The sequence below is a fragment of the Chitinophaga sp. 22620 genome (assembly GCF_052044405.1).
Classification (GTDB): Bacteria; Bacteroidota; Bacteroidia; order Chitinophagales; family Chitinophagaceae; genus Chitinophaga.
The window spans coordinates 1157926-1180338 of the sequence record NZ_JBQEMV010000002.1; the positions used below are offsets into that span (position 1 = coordinate 1157926).

At 54.5% G+C, this 22413-nt stretch carries 20 protein-coding genes; 18 read left to right on the plus strand and 2 right to left on the minus strand.

The window, feature by feature from the left end; genetic code table 11:
• Together ACTJIK_RS14485 and ACTJIK_RS14490 are read left to right on the plus strand one after the other, a co-directional pair.
• Positions 1-1107 (plus strand): ABC transporter permease, encoded by a 1107-nt coding sequence (locus ACTJIK_RS14485; RefSeq protein WP_440647259.1) that lies wholly within the window; start codon positions 1-3, stop codon positions 1105-1107.
• Positions 1107-2225, plus strand: coding sequence for an ABC transporter permease (locus tag ACTJIK_RS14490; protein WP_440647261.1), 1119 nt, complete (start codon positions 1107-1109; stop codon positions 2223-2225). The genes ACTJIK_RS14485 and ACTJIK_RS14490 overlap by 1 nt, the downstream gene beginning before the upstream one ends.
• Before the next feature lie 267 nt (positions 2226-2492).
• Here ACTJIK_RS14490 and ACTJIK_RS14495 read toward each other — a convergent pair whose 3' ends face one another.
• Entirely contained in the window at positions 2493-3905 is a 1413-nt protein-coding gene (locus tag ACTJIK_RS14495) for a PLP-dependent aminotransferase family protein (RefSeq protein WP_440647264.1), read from the minus strand.
• Positions 3906-4004: 99 nt separating this feature from the next.
• Between ACTJIK_RS14495 and ACTJIK_RS14500 the strand changes: the two genes are divergently transcribed.
• From ACTJIK_RS14500 to ACTJIK_RS14575, 16 genes are all read left to right on the plus strand, one after another.
• Positions 4005-4478: a DinB family protein gene (locus ACTJIK_RS14500; RefSeq protein ID WP_440647265.1), complete on the plus strand. Its 474-nt coding sequence runs from the start codon at positions 4005-4007 to the stop codon at positions 4476-4478.
• On the plus strand, positions 4475-5371 hold the full coding sequence (locus tag ACTJIK_RS14505) for a DNA-3-methyladenine glycosylase family protein (RefSeq protein WP_440647266.1): 897 nt from the start codon (positions 4475-4477) through the stop codon (positions 5369-5371). The genes ACTJIK_RS14500 and ACTJIK_RS14505 overlap by 4 nt, the downstream gene beginning before the upstream one ends.
• Entirely contained in the window at positions 5331-5840 is a 510-nt protein-coding gene (locus tag ACTJIK_RS14510; RefSeq protein WP_440647267.1) for a methylated-DNA--[protein]-cysteine S-methyltransferase, read from the plus strand. Before ACTJIK_RS14505 ends, ACTJIK_RS14510 begins: the two co-directional genes overlap by 41 nt.
• Positions 5841-5982: 142 nt before the next feature.
• Positions 5983-7410: a pyridoxal phosphate-dependent decarboxylase family protein gene (locus ACTJIK_RS14515; protein WP_440647268.1), complete on the plus strand. Its 1428-nt coding sequence runs from the start codon at positions 5983-5985 to the stop codon at positions 7408-7410.
• 75 nt (positions 7411-7485) lie between these two features.
• Positions 7486-7917 (plus strand): GNAT family N-acetyltransferase, encoded by a 432-nt coding sequence (locus ACTJIK_RS14520; protein WP_440647269.1) that lies wholly within the window; start codon positions 7486-7488, stop codon positions 7915-7917.
• Positions 7918-7927: 10 nt separating this feature from the next.
• Positions 7928-8839 (plus strand): EamA family transporter, encoded by a 912-nt coding sequence (locus ACTJIK_RS14525; protein WP_440647270.1) that lies wholly within the window; start codon positions 7928-7930, stop codon positions 8837-8839.
• Entirely contained in the window at positions 8823-9758 is a 936-nt protein-coding gene (locus tag ACTJIK_RS14530) for a GNAT family N-acetyltransferase (protein WP_440647271.1), read from the plus strand. The genes ACTJIK_RS14525 and ACTJIK_RS14530 overlap by 17 nt, the downstream gene beginning before the upstream one ends.
• Entirely contained in the window at positions 9745-10185 is a 441-nt protein-coding gene (locus ACTJIK_RS14535) for an N-acetyltransferase family protein (protein ID WP_440647274.1), read from the plus strand. The genes ACTJIK_RS14530 and ACTJIK_RS14535 overlap by 14 nt, the downstream gene beginning before the upstream one ends.
• 182 nt (positions 10186-10367) lie before the next feature.
• Positions 10368-10925 (plus strand): NUDIX domain-containing protein, encoded by a 558-nt coding sequence (locus ACTJIK_RS14540; protein WP_440647276.1) that lies wholly within the window; start codon positions 10368-10370, stop codon positions 10923-10925.
• Between the two features lie 18 nt (positions 10926-10943).
• Entirely contained in the window at positions 10944-11723 is a 780-nt protein-coding gene (rlmB, locus tag ACTJIK_RS14545; protein ID WP_440647278.1) for a 23S rRNA (guanosine(2251)-2'-O)-methyltransferase RlmB, read from the plus strand.
• A 118-nt stretch (positions 11724-11841) separates the two neighbouring features.
• On the plus strand, positions 11842-12687 hold the full coding sequence (locus ACTJIK_RS14550) for a hydroxymethylglutaryl-CoA lyase (RefSeq protein WP_440647280.1): 846 nt from the start codon (positions 11842-11844) through the stop codon (positions 12685-12687).
• Positions 12688-12863: 176 nt separating this feature from the next.
• The gene (locus ACTJIK_RS14555; RefSeq protein WP_440647282.1) at positions 12864-13838 is read left to right on the plus strand and encodes a GSCFA domain-containing protein; all 975 of its coding nucleotides are present in this window, start codon (positions 12864-12866) and stop codon (positions 13836-13838) included.
• A 145-nt stretch (positions 13839-13983) separates the two neighbouring features.
• Positions 13984-14496, plus strand: a complete 513-nt coding sequence (locus ACTJIK_RS14560; protein ID WP_440647284.1) for an RNA polymerase sigma-70 factor — start codon at positions 13984-13986, stop codon at positions 14494-14496.
• Positions 14497-14571: 75 nt separating this feature from the next.
• A complete protein-coding gene (locus ACTJIK_RS14565) occupies positions 14572-15648 on the plus strand; it encodes a FecR family protein (protein ID WP_440647286.1) in 1077 nt (358 codons plus the stop codon).
• Between the two features lie 126 nt (positions 15649-15774).
• Complete coding sequence (locus tag ACTJIK_RS14570) at positions 15775-19098, plus strand: SusC/RagA family TonB-linked outer membrane protein (protein WP_440647288.1); 3324 nt, start codon at positions 15775-15777, stop codon at positions 19096-19098.
• 25 nt (positions 19099-19123) lie between these two features.
• Positions 19124-20677, plus strand: a complete 1554-nt coding sequence (locus tag ACTJIK_RS14575; RefSeq protein ID WP_440647290.1) for a RagB/SusD family nutrient uptake outer membrane protein — start codon at positions 19124-19126, stop codon at positions 20675-20677.
• Between the two features lie 167 nt (positions 20678-20844).
• Here the strand turns inward: ACTJIK_RS14575 and ACTJIK_RS14580 are convergent, their stop codons facing one another.
• Positions 20845-22350, minus strand: coding sequence for an MFS transporter (locus ACTJIK_RS14580; RefSeq protein ID WP_440647292.1), 1506 nt, complete (start codon positions 22348-22350; stop codon positions 20845-20847).
• Positions 22351-22413: the final 63 nt, after the last annotated feature.

Here is a 22413-nt window from a genome sequence, read left to right on the forward strand (position 1 = left end):
ATGCAACAGTTCTTCGTATTCGTCAGAAAAGAATGTTACCACATTTTCCGCGATAAGCGCACCCTGCTGATCCTTTTCGGGATGCCGCTGGTGCTCATCATCCTGTTCGGTTTTGCCATCACCAACGAAATTCATCATGTGCAGATAGCCGTGCTGGACGAAAGCCGCGACAGCTACAGCCAGCGCCTGGTGCAGAAGATGACCGCTTCCCGTTACTTCACCGTCAGCCGTTACCTCACCAGTCATAAAGAGATAGAAACAACGTTCAGGCAGGGCGATGTAAAGCTGGTAGTGGTGATCCCCCACAAATTCGGGCATGCCTTTCACCACGAAAGGAAAGCCGCTGTGCAGCTGCTTACAGACGCCAGCGACCCGAACACGGCCACCACGCTCATCAACTACGCCACCGCCATGATCATGCAATACCAGCAGGAACTGACAGGCGAGGTCAAACTGCCGCTTACCATAACGGCCGATGTGCAAATGGTGTACAACCCTTCCCTGAAAGGCGTATTCCTGTTCGTTCCCGGCGTAATGACGCTGATACTGATGCTGGTGTCCGCCATGATGACCTCCATCACCATCACCCGCGAAAAGGAGCTGGGCACCATGGAGATCCTCCTCGTTTCTCCCCTGAGGCCGGTGATGATCATCGCGGGGAAAGTGGTGCCTTACATCGTGCTGTCGTTCCTCATCGCGCTCATCATTCTCGCCATGGGCGCCTGGGTGTTTGCCATGCCGGTGAAAGGCAGCCTGCTGCTGCTGTTGCTGGAATGCATATTGTTCGGCGTTACAGCGCTGTCGCTGGGCATACTTATCTCCAGCGTTACCAATTCGCAGCAGACCGCCATGATGATGTCGCTGATGGGGCTCATGCTGCCCACCATCCTGCTGTCTGGCTTCGTATTCCCGCTGGAGAGCATGCCGAAACCCTTGCAGCTGCTGGCAAATATCATTCCGGCAAAATGGTTCAATATTATCCTGAAAGACGTAATGCTGAAAGGGGCGGGGCTGCGCCAGGTATGGCTGCCCACGTTGATCCTCATTGGCATGACCGTCTGTTTCCTGGCTGTAAGTATCCGCAAATTTAAAACCCGTTTAAGCTGATGCGTACCATCTTTTTCATATTGCAAAAGGAATTCCTCCAGATCTTCCGCAACAGGAGCATGCTGCCGATCATCTTCGCCGTGCCCGTGGTGCAGCTGCTGGTGCTGGCTTTCGCCGCGAATTACGAGATAAAGAACCTCAGCATCGACATCGTGGACCACGACGGCGGTACCTGGAGCCGCCAGCTGCGCGACAAGCTTACCGCCTCGGGATATTTTTCACTTTATAAGCAGTCCACCAGCACTGCGCAGGCGTATGAGCACCTGGAAGCGGACAAAGCGGATCTCATCCTCGTCATTCCCCGCCACTTCGAGCGGGACCTCGTGCGGGATAACGAAGTGCGGGTGCAGCTGCTCGTAAATGCCATCAATGGCAGCAAAGCCGGACTGGCAGCCGGTTACGCCAGCAGTATCCTGAACGGTTTCAACCGCCGCATCCGGCTGGACTGGCTGGCGCTGGATGAAGACGATGCTCCCGCGCATTTCGATATCAGCTATCGTTACTGGTACAATCCTGATATGAATTACAAGTTCTTCATGGTGCCGGGCATACTGGTAGTGCTGGTCACCATGATCGGCGCTTTCCTTTCGGGTATGAACATCGTGAAGGAAAAAGAGGTGGGCACGATAGAGCAGCTGAATGTAACGCCTATTAAAAAGATCCATTTTATTGTTGGCAAGCTGCTGCCCTTCTGGATCATCGCGCTGTTCGAGCTGGTGTTCGGCCTGGCGGTGGGCAAGCTGGTGTTCAATCTGCCGGTGGTGGGCAACATCGGTTGGGTGTTCCTGTTCGCGGCTGCGTACCTGCTGGTGATGCTGGGGCTGGGCCTGCTGATATCCACTTTCACGGAAACGCAGCAGCAGAGTATGTTCATCACCTGGTTCTTTCTCATCATTTTCATCCTCATGAGCGGCTTGTTTACGCCCGTGGAAAGCATGCCGCTCTGGGCGCAGAAGATAACCCTGTTCAACCCCGTAGCTTATTTTGTGAAGGTGATCAGGATGGTGATGCTGAAGGGCAGCGGATGGGCGGATATAAGGTATTATTTAGGTGTAATGCTGGCCTTTGCAGTGGCATTGAACGGCATTGCGGTATGGAACTACCGTAAAACGGTATAGTAAACAGTTGTAGGTAAACAGACGCCGGGGTATTCGTGCCCCGGCTTTTTAACACACTTAAAAGTCTATTTATTGTAGCATCTAATGGCAGCTTTTTGCGGAGGATGGCCGTTTAAATCAAAGCCCCGGCAGGGAAAGAACTGCCAGGGCAAAATTTTTCCGGAATCTCACGCTTGTCCGTATCTTTTTCCAAAAAATCAAAAACTCCGGCTTATTTATTTTGCCTGTTTTTTGCAAGAATATATAAGAACTTCACGACCTTAATCATCACCCCATCTGCCCCGCCAGTTTCCCGATCAGCTTCAGTCCATCCTCCACCTGTTTGCTCCAGGGGGTGGCGTAGCTGATGCGCAGGCAGTTATTGTACCGGTCCTGCAGCGAAAAGATGCGCCCGGGCGCGAAGCTTACTTTGCGGCGGAAGGCCTGTTCATATAGTTCGATAGTGTTGACGGACTGGTTCAGTTCCAGCCAGAGCACATAACCGCCTTGCGGGCGGGATACGCAGGTGTCTTCCGGGAAATAATCGGCGATAGCCTGCTGGTAGCGCAGGCATTGTGTGTGCAGCATTTTGCGGAGGTTGCGCATATGGTGTTCGTAACGCCCGTTCTCCAGGAAGTGCGCGATGGCGGCTTGTGGCAGCGTGGCGCTGGATACGCTGTGGTTGAGCTTGAGGCGCAGCACGCGTTCCTTGTATTTACCGGGGATGGTCCAGCCAACGCGGTAGCCGGGCGCAAGGGATTTCGAAAAGGAATTGCAGAGCAGCACGTTGCCGTTGCGGTCGTATTGTTTGCAGCTGGAAGGGCGGAGCTTGCCGAAATAAATATCGGCGTAGATATCGTCTTCGATCAGCGGTATGTCGTATTTGTTGACGATCTTCACCAGTTCGCGCTTGTTCTTGTCCGGCATGCAGGAACCGATGGGGTTGCTGAAATTGGTCACGAACACGCAGGCTTTTATTTTGAACTTGGGAATGGCTTTGTCGAGATATTCGAGGTCTACCCCGCAAACGGGATTGGTGGGCACTTCCAGCACTTTCAGGCCAAGGCTTTCCGCGAGCTGGTAGGTGCCGCAGTAGGCGGGGCTTTCCAGGGCGATCACATCACCAGGCTGGGTGGTGGCGGAAAGGCAGAGGGTGAGCGCGTCCATACAGCCGGTGGTGGTCACAATGTCGTGCTCGGTGATGCTACCGCCCCATTGGAGGCTTTGCCGCGCGATCTGCCGCCGCAGGTTCAGGTTGCCCTGGAGGTTTTCGTAATTGAGCCCGCCGCCGGTATTGCGCATTGCCGCCAGCATGCTTTTGCTGAGCTTGGCGGAAGGGAGGAGGGCTTCGCTGGGGGCGGCTACGGATAAACGCAGGATGTCTTCGCCGGCATGATGGCTGAACACTTCGGTGATCATTTCGCTGACGTTCACTTCGGTGGCTTTTTTCACGGGCCTGCTGATGCTGGGCATTTCCGGGAGGCGGCGCGGGCTGAAGCATACGTAATACCCGGATTTGGGCCGCGGTTCAATGAATCCCTTGCTTTCCAGGTGGTAGTACGCCTGGAAAACGGTGCTCATGCTGATGCCCTGCTCTTTGCTGAGGGAACGGACGGAGGGGAGCTTGTCCCCGATGCGGATCACTTCTTTCTCGATCATCGTCTGGATGCGGTCCGCCACCTGCATATATAATGTCTCCATGTTGCCGGGTTTGTACTGATATGGTCAAATTTACGAAAATGGAATCTGTTTATTTTATATTTTATATTTTCATGCCCCGGTAAACCCAAAAAGGAACATATGAGCAACTTACCCTTCAGCGTAGCCCAGCGGCTGCAAACGCAGCATCTTTCACTGGAAGAAATGACGGCTGGCGTGCCGGACGAAAAGTTAAGGCAGGAGATAACGCCCGGCAAATGGACCGCGCTGGACAATCTCGCGCACCTGGCTGTATTCCACGGGATTTACAAAGGCCGCATAGAACGTGTGCTGGAAGAGGATGAACCGGCTTTCCCTCCTTACAAATGGGAGGAAGACGCACTGTTCGCCCAATACAGGCAGCTGCCCGTCAAAGAGCTGATCGCAGTGTATAACGACGACCGGGCGGATTTTATCCGTTATGTGAACACCCTCGCGCCTGAATCGTACAGCCGCTGCGGCAGGCACCCGGTGTACGGCCGCTTTTCCGTGGCGGACCTTATAGAAATGATGATCCTGCATGAAAGCCACCACCTGTTCACCGTTTTTAAATTGCTGCACAGCATACCGAAATGATCTCCCTTCCCATCACAGATTACCGGCATTTTAATTTCGCGGAATGCCTGTTGTTCCTCAACCGCAGCACCCGCGAATGCCTGCATACCGTGCGGGACGGCGCGGTGTATAAACTCCTGGCGCCCGAAGGCAGTCCGGTGCTGCTGCGCATTCGCGAAGAAGCCGGCAAACCGGCATTGGCGGCCGATGTGCTGTACGGCGAAGTAACACCGGAAGGAGAGCGCTACATCCGCGATTTCATCAACAAATGGCTGCACCTGGACGGTGACATGACGCCCTTTTATGCCTTTTCTTCAAAAGACGCTTTGCTCGGCCCGCTCACCCGCGATTACAAAGGCTTGCGCCTGATCGGCATACCGGATCTGTTTGAGGCCATCACCTGGACCATCACCGGCCAGCAGATCAACCTGGCATTTGCCTACACACTGAAACAGCGGCTGGTGCAGGCTTTTGGATATGTGCTGGAAGAAGGCGGGCATCCATATCACCTTTATCCGCATCCCGCGGTGATCGCTTCCATCAGGCCGGAAGAGCTGACTGCGATGCAGTTCTCCAAAACCAAGGCCGAGGGCATTATCCGCGTTGCCAAACTGATGGCGGCGGGAGAGCTGAGTGAAGAAAAGATCAGGGCGTTATCCTTCGAAGCGGCCAGGGATACGCTGGTGGCTATCAAAGGCATCGGACCCTGGAGCGCGAACTACGTGCTCATGAAATTCGCGCAGCACCCGCAAGCCCTGCCCCTGGAAGACGCCGGGCTGCACAACGCGCTGAAAGCACGGCTGAGCATGCCCGTCAAGCCCACGCTGGCCGAAGTAAAACAGATCACCCAACACTGGCAACAACACGCAGCATATGCAACCTTCTACTGCTGGCGCTCACTCTACCATGGATGAGCAGCTGATATACATCAACAGCCCGGTGGGCCGTATAGGCATCCGCGGTACCGCGGACTATATCACCGCCGTGCTGTTCGAAGACGAATCCCAACAACATGTTGCAACACCTGATGCGGCGCCTCTCCTGTACACCGCCGCACGGCAGCTGGAAGAGTATTTTTCCAAAACGAGAAAAACGTTTGATTTCCCCATGCAGCAGCCCGGTACTGAGTTCCAGCAACGTGTATGGCAACAGCTCACCACCATTCCCTTCGGTGAAACCATTACCTACCTGGCGCTGGCCAAACGCGTAGGTAATGTCAAAAGCATCAGGGCCGTAGGTACCACCAATGGAAAGAACGCGCTGGCGATAGTGGTACCATGCCACCGTGTAATCGGCAGCGGTGGCGTGCTCACAGGATATGCAGGCGGGTTGTGGCGCAAACAATGGCTCCTTGATCATGAAAAAGGAGGCCTGCTTTTTTGAATGACGAACCGCATTCGTCATGGATCATTATTTTTGATCAACCCATCTGATATGGTCAAAATTTACAAAACTGAATCTGTTTTTTCTTACAGATTTGTTTGAATTTTGGGTCGTCAATTCACAACCTCGAAACCACCGTATCATGAATGCAACATTCCGCGAGGACCTCTTACAGTTGAACGACCTCTTACAGCAGACAGCCAGCTATGCCGGGGATTTTCTCAGCCGCATCAACGAACTGCCCGTAAGCAGGCAACTGCCCGCTTTTACACCGGCCGCACTGCCGGAAAAGGGGATGGGGGCTGCCGCCGCGCTGGAATTGTTCGATAACCGTTTCGGGGACCATCTCACCGCCAACGCGGGGCCGCGCTACTTCGGGTTTGTGACCGGGGGCGTTACGCCGGCTGCACTGGCCGGGGACTGGCTGGCAGCTACGGTGGACATGAACCCGGGAGACCGGGCGGACGTTTCCTTCCAGGTGGAGACCGAGACCCTTGGCCTGTTGCGCCAGCTTTTTTCCCTCCCTGAAAGTTTCCTGGGCTGCTTCGTAAGCGGCGCTACCATGAGCAATTTCACAGGACTGGCCGCCGCAAGGCAGTGGCTGGGCTTGCAACAGGGCGTGAATGTGGCGGAACTGGGCGCGGGCGCCATCAAAGATGTGAAAATACTGGCCGCAACGCCGCATTCCAGCATCAGCAAAGCATTATCCATGCTCGGCCTGGGCAGGAATGCCCTCGTGCTGCTGCCCACCCTGCCCGGCAGGGAAGCGGTAGACATCAATGCCCTCAAAGCCTGGATCGGCGAGCATCCCGGCCAGCCCTTCATCTTCAGCGCCAGCGCAGGTACCGTGAATACCGTGGACTTCGACGACATTGCCGCACTGGCGGAGCTTAAAAAAGAACACACATTCTGGTTGCATGTAGATGCGGCCTTTGGTGGGTTTGCCGCCGTAAGTCCGCGCTACAGGCACCTGTTGCATGGATGGGAACAGGCGGACAGCATCACCATCGACGCACATAAATGGCTGAACGTGCCTTACGATTCAGCGATGATATTCACCCGGCATCCGCAATTGCAGCTGGCCGTATTCCAGAACGCAGGCGCCGCCTACCTGGGCGACCCTGCGGCCAATTTCAACTTTATCAACTACGCGCCAGAGAACAGCCGCCGCCTGCGCTCGCTGCCCGCATGGTTCTCCCTGAAAGCATACGGGGCCGAAGGCTACCGCGACCTGGTGGAGCAGAATATCCGCCTGGCGCAGCAACTGGGCGAAGCCATTTCGCGGAGCAGCCGCTTTAAGCTGCTGGCTCCCGTTCGAATGTGCGTAGTATGCTTCACCCTGGAAACCGAAGAACGGAACCGGGCCAGCCATGTGGCGCTGTTCCTCCAGAAGCTCGTCAAGCGGGGGGTGGTGAACATGACGCCAACCACGTACAAAGGCACTCCCGGCGTACGTGCAGCATTGGTAAACTGGCGCACCACCGGGCAGGACATCGATAAAGTCATCACCGAACTAGAAACCGTGGCAGCCGACATCTCAGACCTGTCTGCCATTATCGAAAATAATTGATTTAGAGGTTGATATTAGTAGCGGCGATGGGTCTCTACCCATTGCACGTTTTTCTATTCATTAACACACACGGATATGCAATACGACCTGAAGGAGCTCATTTCATTCGAAGAAATGAAGGCCCAGTATTTCCTGTTACAACAACTGAACCCACGGCTGCTGCAAGACGATTACGAAACCATGCTGCCTGATATGATCCGCAACGGCTACCGGCAGGTAGTGGTGCTCGAGAACGGCCAACCCATCGGCATGAGCGGCTTCTGGATCAATACCAAGCTTTACTGCGGCAAGTATATTGAAATGGACAACGTGGTAACGGATGTAAACCACCGCAACAAAGGCATTGGCAAAATACTCTGCGACTGGATCACCCAAAAAGGGCGCGCGGAAGGCTGCAAACACATCCTGCTGGATGCATATGTGAATAACCGCGATGCGCACCGGTTCTATTTCAGGGAAGGATTTTTTATCGAGGGTTTTCACATGAACAAAAAGATCGCAGATTAAACGGGACACCATGAAAAAGCAAAATACAAATGCCTACCTGGCATTGGTGATAGTGAGCATATTCTGGGGCACCACTTACCTGGCCGCCAGGATAGGCGTACAGCACATGCACGGCATGATGCTGGCGGGGTTGCGGCAGACCAGCGCGGGCGTGATCCTCACCGCATTTTTTCTGCTGAGAGGGTACAAGCTGCCGGAAATGCCGGTGCTGAGCCGCCTCTTCGTGATCGGCGTGATCATGCTTTGCGGCAGCAACGGCCTCATGACCTGGGCCATGCAATACATTCCCAGCGGGCTGGGCGCTATTATCGCCGCCACTGTGCCCATCTGGGTAACTATTTTCAGTTTCTTTTTAGTGCAGCGCACCAGGATATCCTGGCAGCTCATAGCCGGCATGATCATCGGCCTGCTGGGCATTGGCGGCATCTTTTACGACAACCTGGCCCAACTGATGGAGCCCGAGTACCGCTTCGGCGTGCTGCTGATCACCGCGGCCTGCGTATTCTGGGCGCTGGGCTCTGTGCTCACGGCCAAGTGGGCGCTGGGCATCAATTACCTGTACGGGGCCGGTTACCAGATGTTGTTCAGCGGTATCGTGATGCTGATCATCTCCGCGCTGATGGGCCAACACCTGAATATTGCTAACTTTACCGGGGAGCTGTGGGGCAGCCTGCTGTACCTGGTGTTCATCGGCTCGCTGCTGAGCTATTCCGCCTACGTGTTCGCGCTCAACAACCTGCCGCCCTCGCTGGTATCCGTGTATGCCTACATCAATCCCGTAGTGGCCGTGATACTCGGCTGGCTGATCCTCAGCGAAAAGCTCAACTGGCTGATGGGCGCAAGCTGTATGGTCACGCTGCTGGGCGTGTATATCGTGAACAAAGCATTTAACAAGCATAAGAGTTATGAACGCAGTAAATGAACCCAGGGTGCTGAGCTGGCATCCCGCTTACCAGAAGGACTTTGAGCAGCTCAACAAGACCTGGATCGAAAAGTATTTTGTGCTGGAACCGGTGGACATTGAAGTGCTGGAGCATCCCGCTGAGCATATCATCGTTCCCGGAGGGGATATCATATTCGTGGCTATGAGCAAGCGTATAGCCGGCACCGTGGCTTACCGCCGGCTGGACGATGAGACCGTTGAAATGACGAAGATGGGGGTGGACGAAGAATTCCAGGGCCGCGGGCTGGGCTGGCTGCTGGGCAAGACCATCATGGAGCGCGCTGCTGCGGCGGGTTATAAGAAGATGGTGCTTTTCTCCAACCGCAAGCTGACGCCGGCTATCACCATGTACCGCAAGCTGGGTTTCGCGGAAGCGGAGCTGGAACAGGGCGGTTACCAGCGCTGCGATATCAAAATGACTATAGACCTGAAAGAACCGCCACTGGCCGGTTTGAGCCGGCAGCTGAAGGAAGCAGTGCATACCACCGTGGAAAAGCTGCTGCGGTACAGCAACGAAGAAGCAGGTATCCGCCCCTCTGCGGACAAATGGAGCCGCAAGGAAGTGCTGGGCCACCTGATAGATTCGGCGATGAACAATTATCCCCGCTTCATCCGCGGCCAACAGGCCGAATACCTGGAAGTGCCCGGCTACAACCAGGATTTCTGGGTAGACGTGCGGCGTTACCAGGAAGAGGACTGGGACGAGCTGGTGCAGATCTGGAAGATGCTGAACCTGCACATCGTGCGGGTGCTGCCCCTTATCCCGGAAGAAGCGCTGGGCCACATCCTGGCCGTGGGGCCCCATGCGCCGGTCACGCTGCGGTACATTGCCGAAGATTACCTGCGCCATTTACAACATCATCTCACACAAATATTTCCTGTTCATGCAAATTACTAAAGCCACTACCGATCATTTACCGCAACTGGCGGTCCTTTTCGACCTTTACCGCCAGCATTACGAGCAACAGCCGGACCTCGAAGGAGCCGAACAATACCTTGCCGAACGGCTGGTGCGGAACGAAAGCGTGATCTACGTGGCGGAAGAAGAAGGGCAGCTGGTGGGTTTTACGCAATTGTACCCCGTGTTTTCTTCCATCGGCATGAAAAAGGCCTGGATACTGAACGACCTGTACGTGGCGGACGATCATCGCCGGAAAGGCGTTGCCCGCGGCCTGCTGGAAGCTTCCCGGGAGCTGGGTAAGGCCACCGATGCGCGGTACCTCATGCTCCAGACGCATATTGACAACACGAAGGCGCGCACGCTGTACGAATCCAACGGCTGGAAGCTGGATGAAGAATTCTACTATTATTATCTCTCCATTTAACCATAGCTATACAGTGATCAGTCAGGGGCGCAATATTGCGTCCCTTTTTTTTGAAAAGACCTTTACCGTTCAATACGCTTCCTAACTCAAGTTGCTTGCCTGCTCCTTTTGGTAAACAGAGAAAAGCACTTTGCCGGCCCCTGGTGTTTTCTTGTACCGCTGTTTTACCTTTTCTTTGCTGCATGGAAACGCAACAGAACCCATGGCAGATACTGGAATCGACAGTTCCATACGATAACCGCTGGATCAGGCTGACAGAGCACCAGGTGATCAATCCTTCCGGCGGGCGTGGCATTTACGGTATCGTGCATTTCAAGAACCTCGCGATTGGCGTGGTGGCATTGGATGAAGAAAATAATATCTATCTCGTAGGCCAGTACCGCCTGGCGATAGATGCTTTCAGCTGGGAAATCCCCGAAGGCGGCGGCCCGCTGGGTAAAGACCCGCTGGAATCCGCCAAACGCGAGCTGCTGGAAGAGACCGGTCTAACCGCCCGTAGCTGGCAGCCCATCGTGCACATGCACCTCAGCAATTCCGTGAGCGACGAGGCCGGGATCGTTTACCTGGCGCGGGATCTGCAGCAAGGGGAGGCCGAGCCAGAGGAAACGGAACAGCTGTTCCTGAAAAAGATCCCCTTTATGGAAGCCTACCAAATGGCAAAAGAGCACCGGATCACCGATTCCCTTTCCCTGGCCGCGATCCAAAAGATCAGGCTCATGATGCTGGAAGGGGAGCTTTGATGCGTTATCTTTGCCGCGATGAACAACAGATTTAAACCGTCGCCGCCCAAGCCGAAGCAGTCCAGCCTGATTGTAGGCCGGCAGCCCATACTGGAGGCCATGAAGGCCGGGAAGGCCATTGAGCGTATTTTTCTCCTCAAAAGCGCCACCGGCGACATCATTCCCCAGCTCCGCCAGCTGGCCACCGAGCAACGTATTCCCGTGAACCTGGTGCCCATGGAGAAGCTCAACAGCCTCACCCAGGCCAATCACCAGGGCGTTATAGCCGTTACCGCCAAAGTGGCCTACCTGGACCTCCAGGATGTGATCTCCCACGTGGTGGACAGAGGCGAAACCCCGCTCTTCCTGATCCTCGACGGCATTACGGACGTCCGAAACATCGGCGCCATTGCCCGCAGCGCCGTTTGCTGCGGCGCGCAGGCCATTATTATACCGGACAAGGGTATTGCCGCCCTCAACGAAGAAGCCATCAAATCCTCCGCCGGCGCCCTCGAAAAGATCGCCATCTGTCGCGTGAACAGCCTGCTGAAGGCCATAGACACCCTGCATCTGAACGGCATAAGGATCGTGGCCAGCGAAATGGAGGCCCCCCGCCAGCTGTTCGACCTGCCCTGGCTGGAGCCCGTGGCGGTGATCATGGGTTCCGAGGACAAAGGCGTTTACCCCGCCCTGCTGAAAGCGGCGGACGAGCAGTTCCATATTCCCATGCAGAACAGTTTTGAATCCTTCAATGTGAGCGTGGCCGCGGGCATTATCCTTTACGAAGCGATGAAGCAAAGGATGAAAGCGGGAAGCTGAGATACTCAATCTTTCGAGCAAAAATAAATTACCACCCTCAGCCCCGCGAAGCTGGGGGTGTTTGGTTTTCCATGTATGCCACGGCAGTTCCGCGCCTGTTTTTTCCTTACTTTAGCTTATGCTGAAATTCATTGAATGCCCGCGCGATGCCATGCAGGGATGGCCGCGCCAGATCCCCACGGATGAAAAGATAAGCTACCTGAATGCCCTGCTGGACGTCGGGTTCGACACGCTGGACTTTGGCAGCTTCGTTTCCCCCAAAGTAATGCCCCAGATGGCGGATACCGCTGAAGTGCTGAAAGGCCTGAAACCTTCCGCCACCAAACTCCTGGCCATCATCGCCAATGTCCGCGGGGCGGAAGAAGCGGTAACACACGATGCCATTTCTTACCTGGGCTTTCCTTTTTCCATTTCAGAAACATTCCAGCTGCGCAATACCAATAAAACCATCGCAGAGGCCATGGAGCAGGTGCAAACCATCCAGGAGCTGTGCATCAAGAACAACAAGCAGCTGGTGATCTATATTTCCATGGGCTTTGGTAATCCATACGGCGATCCTTACAGTACGGACACCGTGCTGCACTGGGCCGGCAACTTCGCGGAGCTGAATATCCCCATCATTTCCCTGGCGGACACGGTGGGGGTAGCTGAGCCAAAAGGCATTGAGAAGCTGTTTTCCCACCTGGTGCCTAAATTCCCGGAAATAGAGTTCGGCGCCCATTTCCATTCCACCCCGCAATTGTGGGAGGAAAAGATCGCCGCGGCGTACGATAACGGCTGCCTGCGGTTCGACAGTGCGCTGCGCGGCATCGGCGGCTGCCCCATGGCGCAGGACGATCTCGTGGGGAATATTGCCACGGAAAACCTCGTTCACTTCTGCCAGGCGCGTAATATACCTGTATCTTTCAACCTGGAGCGGTTTGCGGCGGCAGGGGCTTTGGCGGATAATGTGTTCGGGCACTAAGACCGTATTGTATTTCAATGTGACAGGTTAAACAAAATGCTTTGTGCTACAGTGGACTGTGGGCGGAATAAGTAATAAATGTTCCATTCCTTTCAAAGCACCGGGCAACCCGGTGAGCTTCGGTGGAAAAAGGGCTTCAATCTTCAAATCATTTCCGAATTCAATACTTTTGCAGCATGAACTTCCGCTTGACCTTCCCGGTGGCTCCGCTGGAGCCTTCGCTGCAATATTCAGACAAGATCCTGCTGTCCGGCTCCTGCTTTGCTGAAGAGATCGGCGCCAGGCTGCTGCAACACAAGTTCAACGTACAGGTAAATCCCAATGGCATCCTCTTCAACCCCCTCAGCATCGCGCAAAGCATGCAGAGCTACATGGACGGCCGCCGCTACACGGATACAGATCTTTTTTTGCATGAGGACATCTGGCACAGCTGGGACCATCATTCCCGCTACTCCGGCACCCGGCAGCAGGAAGTGCTGGACCAGATCAACCAGGCGCAGTCGGAAGCCTCCAAACGCCTGAAGGAAGCTGACTGGCTCGTTATCACACTCGGCTCTGCCTACGTGTATGTGCTCAAGGAAAACAGCCGCATCGTCGGCAACTGCCATAAAGTGCCGGAAGCCGCTTTTTTTAAAAGACTGCTGAGTGCGGATGAGATCATCGCCGCGCTGGATAACATGATGCACCGCCTTTTCTTTTCCAACTCCAAAGTGAATATCCTCTTTACCGTAAGCCCCGTGCGTTATGCGAGGGACGGCGTGGTGGAGAACAATCTCAGCAAAGCTATCCTGCTGCAGGCCGTGCATCACCTGGTGAACAAGTTCAGCCGCCTCTATTATTTTCCCGCATACGAACTGGTGATAGACGACCTGCGCGACTACCGCTTCTTTAAGGAAGACCTTGTGCATCCTAACGACCTGGCCATCCAGTACGTATGGGAACATTTTGTGAATGCGTGTATGTCTCCCGCCACGCAACAACTGGAAAAACAAGTGCAGGACCTGCTGCGCGCCCGGCAGCACCGGCCTTTCAACGCCGATAGCCCGCAACACCGGCAGTTCCTGGAAACCTATGCGCGGAAAACCGAAGCCCTCAGAGAGCAGCATCCTTATCTTGACCTGGAGGAGGAATTGGTATATTTCCGGGGCTGAACGGAGACCCGCCTTTCCAGCTAATATAATACCACGAAAGGTGAATTATTAGCCATGAAATATTGAAAATGCGGCTTAGCTTTAGTAGAGCTTTACTATGAGCAGTGAACAGCCATCTTACAACACGTTCTGGAAAACAGGGGACATGGGATCATTCAAATGCCTGATGAAGGAATTTGGCCCCGCGCTCCACTATTTTGCCGACAGCATGACAGGCAACCGCCAGGAAGCCGAAGAGATCGTGTCCGACGTGTTCATTAAAATATGGCAGCAACGCGAAAACCTGCCGCCTCCCGGGAATATCAAGTTCTACCTCTTCAAAGCCGTTAAAAATACCGCCCTTAATTACCTGAAAAGCAAGGACCGCCGGGCTTCGCACCATTCCGCCTGGGAAGTACAGGTGAAACGCCTGCAGGGGCGCAACCCGGAAGAGATCATGATCAGCAAGGAAGAAGTGACTTCCATACAATCCGTGATCCGCGGCCTTCCGCCCCGCTGCCGCCAGATATTCATCCTCGTAAAGGAGGACGGTCTTACCTACGAACAGGTGGCGCACCTGCTGGATATTTCCAAAGCCACCGTGAATGTCCAGATGACCCTCGCCATGAAAAAGATATGGGGAGCACTGGATACGGCGCTTAAAGTATCCCATTCCTGATTTTTTTTTACCCGCCTTAATTGTTTTCCCGTTTTCCGTTGTCTTACTATTATTAAAAGCGTAATGCGCATATAAATGACCAATCGACTAAGGGAATTATTAGCCCTTTACTGGTGCAACGAGATATCAAAGGACGAAAAAGCCGAGCTGGAGCAACTGTTGTTGAAGCATCCGGATGTTTGGCTGAAGTCCGGTTTGATGGACCAGCTTTCCTTTTCGAAACAACCCGTCATGGACGAAGATGCCGCGGCGGAATGGGCCGATAAGGTTTCCCGGGAGATCGAAGTGATGGAGAACATGGAGGCTGGAACAGAACAACCGGAAATGGTGCGAAAACGGCGGCCGTTCCGCACGGCGCTCCTTGCTTCCGTATTCCTCGTGGCCGCCGCCGGGCTGTTTTTCGTGTACACCCGGTGGATAGCCGCGCCGGGCGGGTATAAGGTGGCAACGACGGACGCCGGTATGAAAACGCGGATCCGGTTGTCCGACGGTACCATGGTGTGGCTCAATGCAGGCAGTTCTTTAAAATATCCGCCGAAGTTCGGCAAACATACCAGGGAAGTATTCCTGGAAGGCGAGGCTTATTTTGATGTAAAGCAGCAGGTGAACCAGCCTTTCATTATTCATACCGAAAAAATGGATATCAAAGTGCTGGGTACCGCGTTCAACGTCCGTTCTTACGAAGACGAGGATTTCCAGGAAACCTCGCTGATCTCGGGCGCGGTGGAAATATCCGTGAAACAGGCGGACAAGCTCAGCCGGGTAGTGCTGAAACCGAACCAGAAATTAGTGGTCCACGATATAAAACATACACAAACCAAAGTCGAAAAAGCAACCATCATCCATCAGTCGGCGGACGTGATCATAGAACGTAAGGCCCTGTCTGCCATCCTTTCGCCGGATAGCGGCCAGGTGGCCGAAACAGCCTGGCTCAGCAACCGCTTCGTTTTTCAGAATGAAACGCTGGAATCCATGGCCCGCAGGCTTGAGCGCTGGTACGGCATTACGATCGTCATCAAAGACCCGCAATTGTCCGGCTTAAGATTTACCGGCCGCGCGGATAATCTGCCGCTTGAAAAACTATTAGCGATCCTACAGGAAATTAAACCGTTCAATTATTCCATCGAAGATGGCACCGTCATCATAAACTAACCTTCTTTATGCATTATGTGAACAAAATAAGGGGCGCTCCCCTAAGGGGAATGTTATGCCCTATTATACGCCTTACGTCTGCAAATCCACGCTTTATTGAATAATTAATCTGAATCCCACACGATTATGAAAAAATCAATTACCCGATCACTGCACCGGCTGCCTGTATACGCAGGAAAGATCATACAGCTGATCAAATTCACCGCGGTGCTTCTGCTGCTGTTCCTCAGGGTATCCGCTGCAGGGTATTCTCAAACCACATTATCCGTTTCGTTCGTGCAAACTGAAGTGGAAAAAGCATTCCAGTTCCTCGAAAAGAAAACGGGGTATGTTTTTTATTACAGCAATACCGAAGTGGAAAAGCTGCCCAGGCTGAACCTCCGGATGGTGGACGCTTCTTTCCGGCAGGTGCTCGATTCCATTTCGGTCATTACCGGCCTGCATTATACCGTTATCGACAACAAGATGGTGGTGTTCAAAAAGAACGCCGCGCAAACCCGCGCGCAAAAAGTGAGCGGGAAGATCGCCGACGAAAAAGGGATGCCTTTGCCCAACATCACCATACAGGTAAAAGGCACAGGCATCGGCACGCTGACGGACGCTGAGGGCGCGTTTTCCCTGGATGTACCTGCGGGCGCAATTCTCGTAGTGTCAGGCATTGGTTACATCAGGCAGGAGATTGCCGTGGAGGGCCGCGCTTCCTTCAATATCGTTTTGAAAGAAGACGTAGCCGGCCTGAGTGAAGTAGTGGTGGTGGGATATGGCTCCCAGGAAAAACACAAGCTCACCAGCGCCGTGGCTACCGTAAGCGGCGCGGAGCTGAACAAACGCGTGGCCACCGATCCCGTGAGCCTGCTGCAGGGCCAGCTGCCCGGCCTGCAGGTCACCCAGGGATCGGGAGAACCCGGCAACGAAGGCCTGGTGCTGCGCATCAGGGGATTGAGCACTTTCAGCGGCGCGGGCAACGACCCGCTTGTGATCGTGGACGGTCTGCCTGGCAGCCTGAGCGTGCTGAACCCGAACGATATCGAATCCGTGTCGGTGCTGAAAGATGCGGCCTCCGCCGCTATTTACGGCTCCCGCGGCGCCAACGGCGTGATCGTGGTGAAAACCAGGAAAGGGAAGGGGACCGGCTTCACCCTGCAATACGGCTACAACCTCGGTATCTCGAAAGCCACCAAGCTCCCGGATGTGATCACCAATTCCGCGGAATACATGGAATTGTCCAACGAAGCCCGCGGCAACTCCGGCCTTGCTCCATTGTATACCCAGCAGCAGATAGACCTTTACAGGAATGCGACAGACCGCGTGAAATACCCGAACTACAACTGGCTGAACGACCTGTTCCGCACGGCTTACACGCAGAACCATTACCTGAATATGAGCGGCGGTAAGGAGAACACGCATTACAGCCTTGGCCTCGGCATGAACCTGCAACCGGGCGTGATGATCGGGTTCGATTATAAAAAATACACCATGGACCTCGGTCTCAGCTCCCGCGTACACAAAAGGGTAACGCTGGGCACCAATATCCAGATGCGGTATGGCGACCGGAACTATCCTCCGCAGGGTGCCGGAGACATGTTCCTCTCCACCCTTGCCCAATCCCCGCTGTACCCGCCGCGCTCGCCGGACGGCAGGTGGATCAAAAAAGCATATTCCAACGAGCTGGGTAACAAGAACACCGTTGCCCTGGTAGGCGAAGATGTGCGCACGCGCTTCGTGGATTATTACGCCCAGGGCAATTTTTCCGTGGACATTGATATTACGGACGACCTGAAATGGGAGAACAGGGGAGGGATGAACTACAACTCCATAAAAGTGAACGATTTCAGGCCCGTGGTGCCCACCTTCTATTACAACGACATGAGTCCCGCCGGCCTGCTGGACGTAGGTACGCCGGGCCTCACTATCAACAACCGGGGGAACCTCTACACGGTTTATTACAGCCAGTTCACCTACAAGAAAAAATTCGGCGTCCATAATATTTCCGCACTGGCCGGTTACCAGCAGGAACATAATGAGAACGACGAGCTGAATGCCAACCGCACCCAGTTCCCCACCAACCTGCTGCGCGAATTGAATGCCGGCCCCACCGAAGGCCAGTCTAACAGCGGCACTTCCAGCGAATGGGCCATCCGTTCTTTTTACGGGAATGTGAACTACGATTACAATGACAAATACCTGTTCGGCGCCAGCCTGCGCTACGACGGTACTTCCCGGCTTCCTTCGGACACACGCTGGGGCTTGTTCTATTCCTTCTCCGGCGCGTGGCGCGTATCGGAAGAGCCTTTCCTCAAAGATGTTTCCTGGCTGAACGACCTGAAGCTCCGTGCTTCCTGGGGCGAGCTGGGCAACCAGAACATACCTACCTACCCGTACCAGTCCTCGCTGGACAACCGCCCTTACGTATTCGGTGGCGCCGTTACCAACGGCTTCGCGGGCAGCACACTGGTAGACCCTGACCTTACCTGGGAAAGCACCCGTGTGCTGGACTTCGGGATCAACCTGACCGTATTCGCCCAGCGGCTCAGCATCACGGCGGACTGGTTCAATAAATACACCTACGACATCCTCCGCGAATCGCAGGTGCCGCTCTGGCTGGGGCTGAACGCGCCCATCATCAACAACGGCGCGGTGCGCAACAAAGGGTTCGAGTTCAATATCCAGTACAGCGACCGTATCGGCAAAGACTTCAGCTATAACCTCGGCGCCAATTTCCAGGCGTATAAAAATTCCCTGGAGAAATTCGGGAAAACGGAGATCGGCGGAAGGACCATCCGTAAAGAAGGGCTTGAGCTGGACGGGTATTATGTCTATCAATGGGACGGCATCTTCCAGAGCGCCGACGAGATACTGAAATCTCCCAAACAGCCCGTTACGCCCACCCCTGGCGACCTCAAGATCAGGGATGTGAATATGGACGGCAAGGTAGACGACCAGGACCGCACATTTGTGAAAGGGAAATACCCCTCGTTCCAATATTCCTTCAACGTCGGCCTCAACTGGAAATCATTCGACCTGAACGCACAGTTCTACGGCTCCCGTGGGCAAAAGATCTATGTGAACGGATGGGGGATAGAGCCGTTCCGTCAGGGTTCCGTGCCCACTACCGACTGGCGCAACCGCTGGACGCCCACCAACCCGACCAACACCATGCCGAAGATCTACGTGGCAGACGGTTACGCGCCGGTGCAGAATTATGCGTCCACTTATTTCCTGAAAGACGCGTCGTTCCTCCGCCTCCGCAACCTGCAGCTGGGTTATACCATGCCTGTGTCCCTGATCAGCAGGCTCAGCATGAAGTCGCTCCGCGTATATGCCGCAGCAGACAATGTATTTACCGTCAGCAAGTTTCCCGGCCTCGATCCCGAACGGACCGGCGACGGCAATTATGTGACCTACCCGCAAACAAGAACATTCACCCTGGGAGCGATGGTCCAGTTTTGATCATATTCCATAAAATGATTTGCATATGAAACAGTATCGGAATTACCTCATCATATTACCCTGCGTGGCAGCCCTGCTGCTGAGTGCCTGTAAAAAAGGATTCCTGGACGTGATGCCGCGGGATAAATTATCTACTTCCGTATTCTGGAAAACAGAAGCGGATGCGGACCTTGCGCTCACCGGCCTATATAATTACCTGTACCAGAGCGGCGGCGGTTATGCCACTTCCCTGTATGAGATCTTTGCCTGGGATAATTTCAGTGATGATTCTTACGGCCAGTATAATTACGGGGGCGGGCAGAGCGCGCTTTCTTCCGGCATCACCCCGCAGTCCGGCGATTTCGTGTTGAATTATTACGCGAACTCCTACAAAGCCATTGCAGCAGCCAACTCCTTCCTCGCCAACGTGGAAAAAGTACTCTCGGGCGACAAGCTCACCCGTTACAAAGGAGAAGCGCACTTTCTCCGGGCATTCAATTATTTCTGGCTGGCGCAGCTGTATGGCAATACCGTTCTTTTCACGGAAGATCCTTTCCAGGTGGACTATACCACTGTCAAAGCAAAGTCTGCCAGGGCCGAAGTGCTGAAGCAGGTGGAAACAGACCTGGATGTGGCCATCGCATCGCTGCCCGATGTGGCGTATGGCGACGGGCATGCTACCAAAACCACCGCGCAGGGTTATAAAGTGCGGGTGTTGCTCTTCCAGAAAAAATACGCCGAAGCGGCCGCGCTGGCAAAACAGATCATGACGAGCAACAAATACATCCTGTATCCCAACTATGCCGGCAACTTCTACAAGCCGGACCAGAATAACAGCAAAGAGATCATGTTCTCCGTAAAATACCAGCGCCCGAACGTGCTGCACCTGGATGTGGCCGTGGCGGTACAGCTGCAGCGGTGGAAAGGCGAGCTGGGCACGCAGGACCTGATAGACGAATACGAAGCCGCCGATGGTAAGGACACCGCTTCGTCCGCCGTGTACGTAAAAGGCCGCCCCTACGAGAACAGGGACCCGCGCATGCGGATGACCTTTTTCTTCCCCGGCGACACCAAGGCCCAGGGCTGGCCGTTCACCGGCGCGCTGGCCGTGGCCACTCCCGGTAAGGACAGCTGGATCACCGGTTTTTACGCCGTAAAAAAATGGCTGGACCCTTCGCTGGTAGATCCCGATTACGGCACCATAGACGACAACGACTTTGTACTGCTCCGCTACGCGGACATACTGCTCATGTTTGCGGAATCGCAGAACGAAGCGGCGGGCCCCGATACGGAGGTCTATGCGGCCGTAAACCTGGTGCGTGCCAGGAGCAATATGCCCGGCCTTCCCCTGGGATTGAGCAAGGACGCCATGCGCACCCGGATACGGCATGAGAGAAGGGTGGAATTTGCGCTGGAAGGCCAGCGTTATTTCGACCTGAGAAGATGGGGCATTGCCCGCCAGGAGCTGAACGGCTTTGTGCAGAACCCCCTTGCGCCCACCATCAAAACAAAATACGAAGCGCATTATGATTTCTGGCCTATTCCGCAAACGGAAATAGACCGGAATGCACCGGAGCTGATCCAGAACCCTGACTACTGATCATATTCCACTGCAAACAAAATGGGCTGCCCCGGTATCGGAGCAGCCCTTTCTTCATGAACACAATTGTAGGTAAAAAAAGATCGTCATTGCGAGAAGCAGGGGGCGACGAAGCAATCTCCTTCATTGAAGTGACGTACGCTGGTATTGCTTCTCCTAATGACGGCTTATACTTCCGGCTCTTCCGCGTAGCCGTCTTTCGTTTTCTTCTCTTTGATGAACACCATGCCGATCACCATACAAATGATGGCGATAGATACGGGATAGAACAGTCCCGCCAGGTGATTGCCCGTGCGCTGCACCATCAGCGTGGCGATGGCGGGCAAAAGGCCGCCGAACACGCCGTTGCCGATGTGGTAAGGCAGGCTCATGGACGTGTAGCGGATGCGGGTGGGGAACAGTTCCACCAGGAAGGCCGCGATAGGGCCGTATACCATGGTCACAAATATTACCTGGATGAACACCAGGAATATCAGCCATATCATGGCCGTGGTGCCCACCTTGATCTCCTTATGCTGCGTGGTTTTGCCGGCTTTGGTCACCGTTACGTCGCGCACCACGGTGCTGTCTGAATACGTGCGCACCTTGGCGGAGCTTTCCGTCATCCTGCCTTCGGAATCAGGCGTCACCGAGCCTTCCACGCGGTACATGGCGGATATTTCCTGTTTGGAGGAAAGGTCCACCGTTTTATCCATCGCATTGTAAATAGGGAAATAGCTGATGGCGGCGATGAACATGCCCAGCATCATAATATTCTTACGTCCTATCCGGTCGGAGAGGCCGCCGAAATAAATAAAGAACGGCGTGCCGAAGAGCAGCGCCACCGCGATGATGATATTGCTCTGTATGAACTCGATCTTCATCGTGTTCTGCAGGAACGACAGCGCGTAGAACTGCCCGGTATACCATACCACGCCCTGGCCCATGGCTGCGCCGAAGAGCGCCAGCAGCACCAGCTTGAGGTTCTCTTTATTGCCAAAACTTTCCTTGAGCGGGTTCTTGGAGGTTTTGCCTTCCGATTTCAGCTTGCTGAACAGCGGCGATTCATGCAGCTTGATGCGGATGTAATAGCTCATCATAACCAGGAACACGCTCAGCCAGAACGGGATGCGCCAACCCCAGTCGTTGAACTTTTCCGGGCTCATGGAAATGCGGGTAACCAGTATCACGCCCAGCGATACAAACAGGCCGAGCGTAGCGGTGGTCTGGATAAAGCTGGTGTAATATCCTCTTTTGTTGGCCGGCGCATGTTCGGCCACATACGTGGCGGCGCCGCCGTATTCCCCGCCCAGGGCCAGGCCCTGCGCAAGACGTAATATCAGCACCAGTATCGGCGCCAGTATGCCGATGGTGGAGTAGCTGGGTATAAGGCCGATGGCGAAGGTAGAGCCGCCCATGATGAGGAGGGTGAGCAGGAAAGTGTATTTCCGGCCTACCATGTCGCCCAGGCGGCCAAACACGATGGCGCCGAAGGGGCGTACGATGAAGCCCACCGCAAATGTGGCCAGGGTGGCTACGTAGGCGAGGGTAGGGTTGCTGTCAGGGAAAAATTTTTCCGACAGTATCAGTGAAAGGCTGCCGAAGATGTAAAAGTCGTACCATTCTATCAAGGTTCCCGCAGACGAGGCGAATATCACCTGCCAGATACTCTGCTTTGCAGACGTTGAGCTCATAATGTGAAATTGTTATCCGGAAAAGATAGAGAATAACTTTAATAAATAAAACAAGTTTCCTTT